The organism is Arthrobacter sp. GMC3 (assembly GCF_002929305.1).
Classification (GTDB): domain Bacteria; phylum Actinomycetota; class Actinomycetes; order Actinomycetales; family Micrococcaceae; genus Specibacter.
Genome location: NZ_PJIO01000031.1, coordinates 1 through 6,928, shown reverse-complemented (window position 1 = coordinate 6,928; position 6,928 = coordinate 1). Strand labels below are relative to the sequence as shown.

Sequence of the window (6,928 nt, the reverse complement as noted above, 5' to 3'; positions counted from 1 at the left end):
GCAATCCCAAAAGAGATGCTACCGATTGTCGACAAGCCAATGATTCAGTACATTGTTGACGAGATTGTGGCTGCAGGGATCAAAGAAATCCTCTTGGTAACTCACGCGTCCAAGAACGCGGTCGAAAACCACTTCGACACCTCTTATGAATTAGAATCTCTTCTTGAACAGCGCGTGAAGCGTCAACTACTGGCGGAAGTTCAATCCATCTGCCCGCCGGGTGTGACCATTATGAACGTGCGTCAGGGCGAACCTTTGGGTCTGGGCCACTCCATTTTGTGTGCGCGACCGGCCATTGGTGACAACCCATTTGTCGTGGTATTGCCGGACGTTGTTATCGATGACGCCAGCGCCGACCCGCTGCGCTACAATCTTGCCGCTATGATTGCGCGCTTCAATGAAACGGGACGCAGCCAGGTGCTGGCAAAACGTATGCCGGGCGATCTCTCTGAATACTCCGTCATTCAGACCAAAGAACCGCTGGATCGCGAAGGTAAAGTCAGCCGCATTGTTGAATTTATCGAAAAACCGGATCAGCCGCAGACGCTGGACTCAGATATCATGGCCGTAGGTCGTTATGTGCTTTCTGCCGATATTTGGCCGGAACTGGAACGTACTCAGCCTGGTGCATGGGGACGTATTCAACTGACTGATGCCATTGCCGAACTGGCGAAAAAACATGCTGTGGATGCAATGCTGATGACTGGCGACAGTTACGACTGCGGCAAAAAAATGGGCTATATGCAGGCGTTTGTGAAGTATGGTTTGAGAAACATTATGCTAGGCACAAAATTCCGTGGTAAAATAGAAGAAATAATTATAAATGATTTTTAATGAAGATAAAAGGCGGGAGAAAATAGTAATATGAAAGTCGTCAACCGATTATCTAAGCTAATGTTTAAAATATCAGATGATGTTTAGATCTTTTATGGTGATTTTTTGCTTCATGTGATTTAGAAAACGGTCTCTTGTTTTATTAGAGACGAATTTATTAAGATTGCCATGTTATAAGTTTGTGTTAGTGAACTGGTAGCTGTTAAGCCAGGGGCGGTAGCGTTGTTTTTTGCGTCTTGCGGGGTAGTATCTATACCCTCCCCCCTATTATTTGTTGCAAAGAGGTCTTTGGGTAAATAACGAGAAGTTAATGTTTACAATTAAAACTGTATTTGTGTTGAGGATATTCGGCGCTATACTTGCGCTGTCAACGAGTGTGATGATATCAAGAACGCTCAATATGAGTGAGGCTGGTGGGGTTTTCTTCCTATTATCAGTAACTGGAATAATATCGTCCCTATCCTCTTTAGGACAAAATAATTTAATTTTGAAAAAATGTGCCTCAGTTAAATATGCATTAAAAGCACGAGGCGTTTTTTTTCTTAGATGCATAAAACGGAGTGTTATATCCAGTATTATCTTATCTATCATTTTAATACCTATAATTCATTATTTTTCGCCACAATTATTATTACGAAATACATGGTGTTTGGCGATTCTGTTGATAATATCATCGTCAGTAAATATATTGTTATATTCCTTTTTACAGTCTCAAGGTCTTGTCACTTTTAGTGTTGTTCTGCAGTATATATTTCAACCCTTATTGTTTATTTTTTTTGTATTACTTATTGTTCTGATTAAAAATGAAAGTGTTTTACTGGTGTCTTTATCATACTTCTTCTCAATTATTCTTATTGGAGGAGGGGGGGGGGTATACTCGTATTATAAATTTAGGGACGATTTCAATCAGTTAGAAACAGAGTCAATACCGTTTAGACTGAAAGAATTATCAGAGTATTTCATTGGTAACTCATTAGGAATGCTGATTGTTCAATCTTATGTTGTACTTTCCGGTTTGTTGCTCCCAGCTGCTGATGTCGCTATTATTGCTGTGTCTGATAGAATATCCTTGGTTATAAATTTATTTGCAATGTCAATTAGCACAATTCTGGCACCTAAGGTCGCCAGTTTATACAGCCAAAGTAAAATGAATGAAATAAAAGAGCTAACTAAAAAAGCTATGTTCTTCATAATGATACCATGTGTTTTAATGGCTCTTCTGTTTCCCTTTTTTTCAGGGCTGATATTATCTATATTTGGTGTTCAATACAGTAATGCTAGCGAAGTGTTAATTATTTTAGTTATGACGCAGATTATTAATGCAATATTTTGCCCTGTATATGTTTTTTTAAATATGAGTGATCGGCAAGGTTTTATAAGTAAATTGCATATATATATGCTTATACCGTCTCTTGTTATAACATTTTATCTGACTAACATATTTGGTGTTGTTGGAATAGCTGTGTCTAAGTTAATTGTCGTGTCATTGATTAATATAATCCCATTGATTTACTGTATTTTATTGTTTAATCGAGTGATAAAGTGATGAGTTTATATTCTATTTTAAAAAAGTTAATTTTATCTTTTCATTACTATCTTTTTACTATTTCCTTTTTATCTGCGAAAAACGATAAGAAGTACTCCAATCGGTTAGATTTTGATGATTATGTTGCAGCTAAGCTAAGAAAACAGAATGAATATAAGAGGAAAATACCAAGTGTCTCTGTTATATATAGAGTCAAAAACGGATCTGAATATATAGAGGCATCTATATTGTCTATTTCGGGGTTAGCATCACAAATAATTGTTGTAGATAATAATTCTACAGATAATACAAGAGATATTGTAGAAAGATTATCGAATCAATTAGCTGATGTTTGCTCTATACAACTTTACTCTTATGATAAAAATCTCGCTATTGCTGGAGAAGGGTATAAAGATCAGGTGACAAAGGGAGATGGTTCACTGGCCGAATTTTATAATTTTAGTTTTTCTTTAGGTGATTGTGATTATTTAATGAAAGTCGATGCCCATTATATTTTTTCGGCATACGGTGTTGATATTTTGCAAAAGCAGATAGCAAAAAATTATGATGGTGTCGTTTTTCGAGGGTTAGAGTTTTTTGGGAAGTGGATGAGCAATGAGCTGTTTTTATATAAACGTTCACTGGGTCTGAAATATTGTGATGGCGAATTATATGAACAGTTAATGTGGGATAAATCAACCGTCAGGGTAAAAACTATCATTAAACCCCTTTACTTGCATGTTAAACGGTTATCCTATGTTAAAAACCTTTATAACACAAAGAAAGCCATATACGTAAAATACAATAAATAGGCAATAGAATGAATAATAAAAGAATATCAATAATAATACCAACTTATAATTCGAGCATAATATTAGAGGAAAATATTAAAATAATCAGTAGCTATAAGCAGTGTAAGATTTTTGTAATTGATGATGGTTCAGTTTCTGATGAAGCGCGCAAAAATAAAATTATTTGTAATAATTACGGGTGTAATTACACCTATACTCTTAATCAAGGCCCTTCTCACGCAAGATATGTAGGCTTATTGGATTCAGATACAGAATTTTGTTTTTTTCTTGATACTGATGATTATATTGCTGAATTTGCTCTTGATTGGGGTGTTAATTATTTATTAGAAAATAATGAGGTTGATGCCATCGTCTTTAGAAGTGATTATGTGGAAGAGTTTAATTGTAAAAACGAGACAGGTAATATCTTCACAATAAAAAAATATAACAGAGGATTAATACAAGAATGTATAGAGTGTTTAGGGTATCCAAAGCAATTTACTCTTGGTTGGAATCAATCTAATACGTTGTATCGTAGAAATAAAATCATTGATGCTTATAAAATAAGATATTTGACTTGGGGGGAAGATATACCATTAAAACTAAAACTAATTTCTGTTATGTCGCTAATTTCTGTGAGAACTCTGGGAGGGTCTCAAATTAAAATATCCTATGGACGGGGATATAAATATACACCAAAACAAATAGTTGAGCTTGCTCTGGAGGTTTACAGAACGTCCCTAAATAATGCATTTTGTCTTGCATTCATAACAGTTATAAGATATATGCTTTCATATTTTTATAAAAGATTAAAACAACTGTCCAGTAAAAGGAAGTGAGAATGAAAAGAAAACTTGTTGACTTTTGTATAATATCATTACCTCAACATAATGAAAGGAGAGATAAATTAAAAAATGAAATGGCGAAGTATGACATAGAATGTCGTGTTTCTCATGCTATTGATGGACGGAAATTATTGGCAGAAAAATACTTTTCTTTATTTAAAATTAGGTCCTCAAAGATGTTTGGAAGAGGTTTTTTAACTCCGTCGGAATTGGGATGTTTCTTGAGTCATAAAAAAGCTTTAACGGAATTTTTGGCGAGTGGAAGGAAATGGTTGGTGGTTTTGGAAGATGACGTTTTGCCCAAGGAAAATGTTAAATATTTGGACGAAATGATTAATTCATTCTGCTCATCAAGTGTCTATATTTTGGGTGGACAGGATGGTCTAAAAAGCTTTAGTCGTGTCATAATGGGGAGAAAATCAATATGTGGGGTGCGAAAAGTAATATTAGGTACACATCGTTGGTTATATAGGACATGCTGTTATTGTGTGGATATTAAAGGCGCTGAGAGAATTCTGAGGTTAATGGAAGAAAATAGTTTCTTTTGTGATGACTGGAGTTACATTGTAAGAAATGCGAAACTGGATAATGTATTTTATGGTCAATACTTTTCTCATCCTGTAAATTTAAACTCTAGTTCTATCGAAGCTGAACGTCTTTTTATTGCAGAAAAATGATATATATTATAATTAATACTATTGTGCTTTTTTATATGTTTTTGTTTAATGCATATAATCGTATTCCTTATGGGAAAATAATTATCGGGGGCATATGCGTTTTTTTTATGACTCTGTTGCCAGCATTTCAATACGGTGTTGGAACAGATTATTTTAGCTATCAAAATATATATAATAATGCTAATGAACTCGATACCTTTTATCAAAATAAGGAATATCTCTTTTATGGATATATGAGGCTATATCAACTGACTGGATGGGGATTCAAAGGTTTTATTGCGTTAACTGCTTTATTACAATCTTTATTGGTGTTTGTTATTGTTTTTCAGTTATGGAAAAACTATGGTTATTCTCTTGTTTTGGTTTTTTTTCTTTTTTGGGTTGTTACTAATTTATTTCATACCCAGATGAATATAATAAGAGCATCATTTTCAATTTATTTGTTTGCAATATCAATTCTCTATAAGTTTAGAGGGAAATTATTGTTATCTTTCATATTAATGGTTGCTGCTTTAGGTTTTCATCGCTCTGCTTTGATTGGTTTCTGTTTTCTCGTAATTCCAGATAAGACGTATTTTTTTGCGTGTAAACATGCTTTTAAAATTTATGTGTTGACTTTTTTATTGTTTCTTTTCTCTTATCTTCAGCAAATTATTTATTATATAGTGCAAAATTTATTCCCCTATTACTCACATTATTTATCCTCATTCGATGAAAGTTCTGTGAGTATAATGAATGTACTAACTAAAATGTATTGGATTCCATTTAATTTGCTATTCCTTATCTTATTAAAACTAAAGGTTTTTGTTATAAAAGATAATGAGCGAAAGTTAATTGGTATGTGGGCTTTAACGGTGAATGTTTATTTGTTAATGCTCAGTTTTGATTTTATTTCAAGGGTTAACTACTATTTTGTGATATTTTATATAATCCCGATAATTTATGTTATTAAATACACTGTTAAAAATAGATACTTCGTTTGTTTGTATCTCTCATTATTATACTGTTTTATTCCGTATCTATTAAAGGTTATTCTGTTTCCTATCGCAGAATTTTATTATAAATCATACTTGTTCTAATTTTGAATAATGATGGGGCTTTTTATGGGTAATGAAACAGTATCAATAATTATGCCAGCTTATAATGCTGAAGAAACTATTAAAGATAGTATTTTGTCAATTTTAAAACAAACGTATGAGGATTTTAAATTATATATAATCAATGATAATTCGTCGGATTCAACAGAACATATTATTAAGTCTATTATCGATGAACGTATTGTTTATTTACTAAATCGAAATGGTAAGGGAGTATCTTCGGCTAGAAATGTTGGGATTGCTGCTTGTAATGGTAGATATATTGCATTTTGTGATAGTGATGATGTTTGGTTTGAGACTAAACTCGAAGAACAACTGAAAATATTGAGTGCTGGAAATTATAAAGTTGTTTGTTCAAACTATGAGGTTTTTTATGTTGATACAAATGTAATAAAAGAAAGAAGGTTTAAGGAAGTTATTACATATAATAATATGCTGCAATCTAATCATATTGGTAACTTAACTGGTATTTATGACTCAACTCAGATAGGGAAAGTATATCAACAGGAAATTGGTCATGAAGATTACCTAATGTGGTTAACAATAGTAAAAAAAGCAAAGCTGGTTTATTGCATACAGAAAAATCTTGCCAGATATTATATACATAATACGGGGTTGTCCTCAAATAAGTTCACTGCAGCTATGTGGCAATGGAATATTTATAGAAGAGTATTGTCTTTTTCATTATTCAAGTCATTAGTTCTTTTTTTTATTTATTCAGTAAGAGCTCTTGCTAAGAGACTTTAATTAGAATGGTTTTATTAGGTTTTGATATTATAAAATGTATGTCTTTTAGATCTGATAGTCGATGTATCCAAAAGGTTTAGTTTTTGGGACATAGAGAGATAAGCCTTTCCTAAATATATTAGAAGTAAACCCGTTACTCATATTCAGCCGCTTATTTGCAGCGGTGAGCACCTCAGACAGGAGTAAACAATGTCAAAGCAACAGATTGGCGTCGTCGGTATGGCAGTGATGGGGCGCAACCTTGCGCTCAACATCGAAAGCCGTGGTTATACCGTCTCTATTTTCAACCGTTCCCGTGAAAAGACGGAAGAAGTTATTGCCGAAAATCCAGGCAAGAAACTGGTTCCTTACTATACGGTGAAAGAGTTTGTTGAATCTCTGGAAACGCCTCGTCGCATCCTGTTAATGGTGA

At 33.5% G+C, this 6,928-nt stretch carries 8 protein-coding genes; all 8 read left to right on the top strand.

Annotation, left to right across the window (positions count from 1 at the left end; all coding sequences use genetic code 11):
• On the top strand, window positions 1-834 hold an 834-nt coding region (galF, locus tag CXQ94_RS23485; RefSeq protein WP_104092558.1), incomplete at its 5' end, for a UTP--glucose-1-phosphate uridylyltransferase GalF.
• A 310-nt stretch (window positions 835-1,144) separates the two neighbouring features.
• Window positions 1,145-2,380: an O21 family O-antigen flippase gene (gene wzx / locus CXQ94_RS23480; RefSeq protein WP_045233210.1), complete on the top strand. Its 1,236-nt coding sequence runs from the start codon at window positions 1,145-1,147 to the stop codon at window positions 2,378-2,380.
• Window positions 2,380-3,171 carry a glycosyltransferase gene (locus CXQ94_RS23475; RefSeq protein ID WP_001445974.1) on the top strand — a complete coding sequence of 264 codons (792 nt, stop codon included), beginning with the start codon at window positions 2,380-2,382 and terminating at the stop codon, window positions 3,169-3,171. The genes wzx and CXQ94_RS23475 overlap by 1 nt, the downstream gene beginning before the upstream one ends.
• Before the next feature lie 8 nt (window positions 3,172-3,179).
• Window positions 3,180-3,989 carry a glycosyltransferase family A protein gene (locus CXQ94_RS23470; RefSeq protein ID WP_001445975.1) on the top strand — a complete coding sequence of 270 codons (810 nt, stop codon included), beginning with the start codon at window positions 3,180-3,182 and terminating at the stop codon, window positions 3,987-3,989.
• 2 nt (window positions 3,990-3,991) lie between these two features.
• Window positions 3,992-4,672 carry a glycosyltransferase family 25 protein gene (locus tag CXQ94_RS23465; RefSeq protein ID WP_000823826.1) on the top strand — a complete coding sequence of 227 codons (681 nt, stop codon included), beginning with the start codon at window positions 3,992-3,994 and terminating at the stop codon, window positions 4,670-4,672.
• Entirely contained in the window at window positions 4,669-5,751 is a 1,083-nt protein-coding gene (gene wzy, locus CXQ94_RS23460) for an O21 family O-antigen polymerase (RefSeq protein ID WP_042020196.1), read from the top strand. The genes CXQ94_RS23465 and wzy overlap by 4 nt, the downstream gene beginning before the upstream one ends.
• A gap of 9 nt (window positions 5,752-5,760) precedes the next feature.
• Window positions 5,761-6,516, top strand: a complete 756-nt coding sequence (locus CXQ94_RS23455) for a glycosyltransferase family 2 protein (RefSeq protein WP_219816169.1) — start codon at window positions 5,761-5,763, stop codon at window positions 6,514-6,516.
• A 189-nt stretch (window positions 6,517-6,705) separates the two neighbouring features.
• A partial coding sequence (locus CXQ94_RS23450) for an NAD(P)-binding domain-containing protein (protein ID WP_258059186.1) occupies window positions 6,706-6,928 on the top strand: 223 nt, incomplete at its 3' end.

Excerpts from the sequence above, each read along its gene's own strand:
- wzx (WP_045233210.1), top strand. The coding sequence starts at position 1,145 with ATGTTTACAATTAAAACTGTATTTGTGTTGAGGATATTCGGCGCTATA.
- CXQ94_RS23465 (WP_000823826.1), top strand. The coding sequence starts at position 3,992 with ATGAAAAGAAAACTTGTTGACTTTTGTATAATATCATTACCTCAACAT.
- CXQ94_RS23475 (WP_001445974.1), top strand. The coding sequence starts at position 2,380 with ATGAGTTTATATTCTATTTTAAAAAAGTTAATTTTATCTTTTCATTAC.
- CXQ94_RS23470 (WP_001445975.1), top strand. The coding sequence starts at position 3,180 with ATGAATAATAAAAGAATATCAATAATAATACCAACTTATAATTCGAGC.
- CXQ94_RS23455 (WP_219816169.1), top strand. The coding sequence starts at position 5,761 with ATGATGGGGCTTTTTATGGGTAATGAAACAGTATCAATAATTATGCCA.
- wzy (WP_042020196.1), top strand. The coding sequence starts at position 4,669 with ATGATATATATTATAATTAATACTATTGTGCTTTTTTATATGTTTTTG.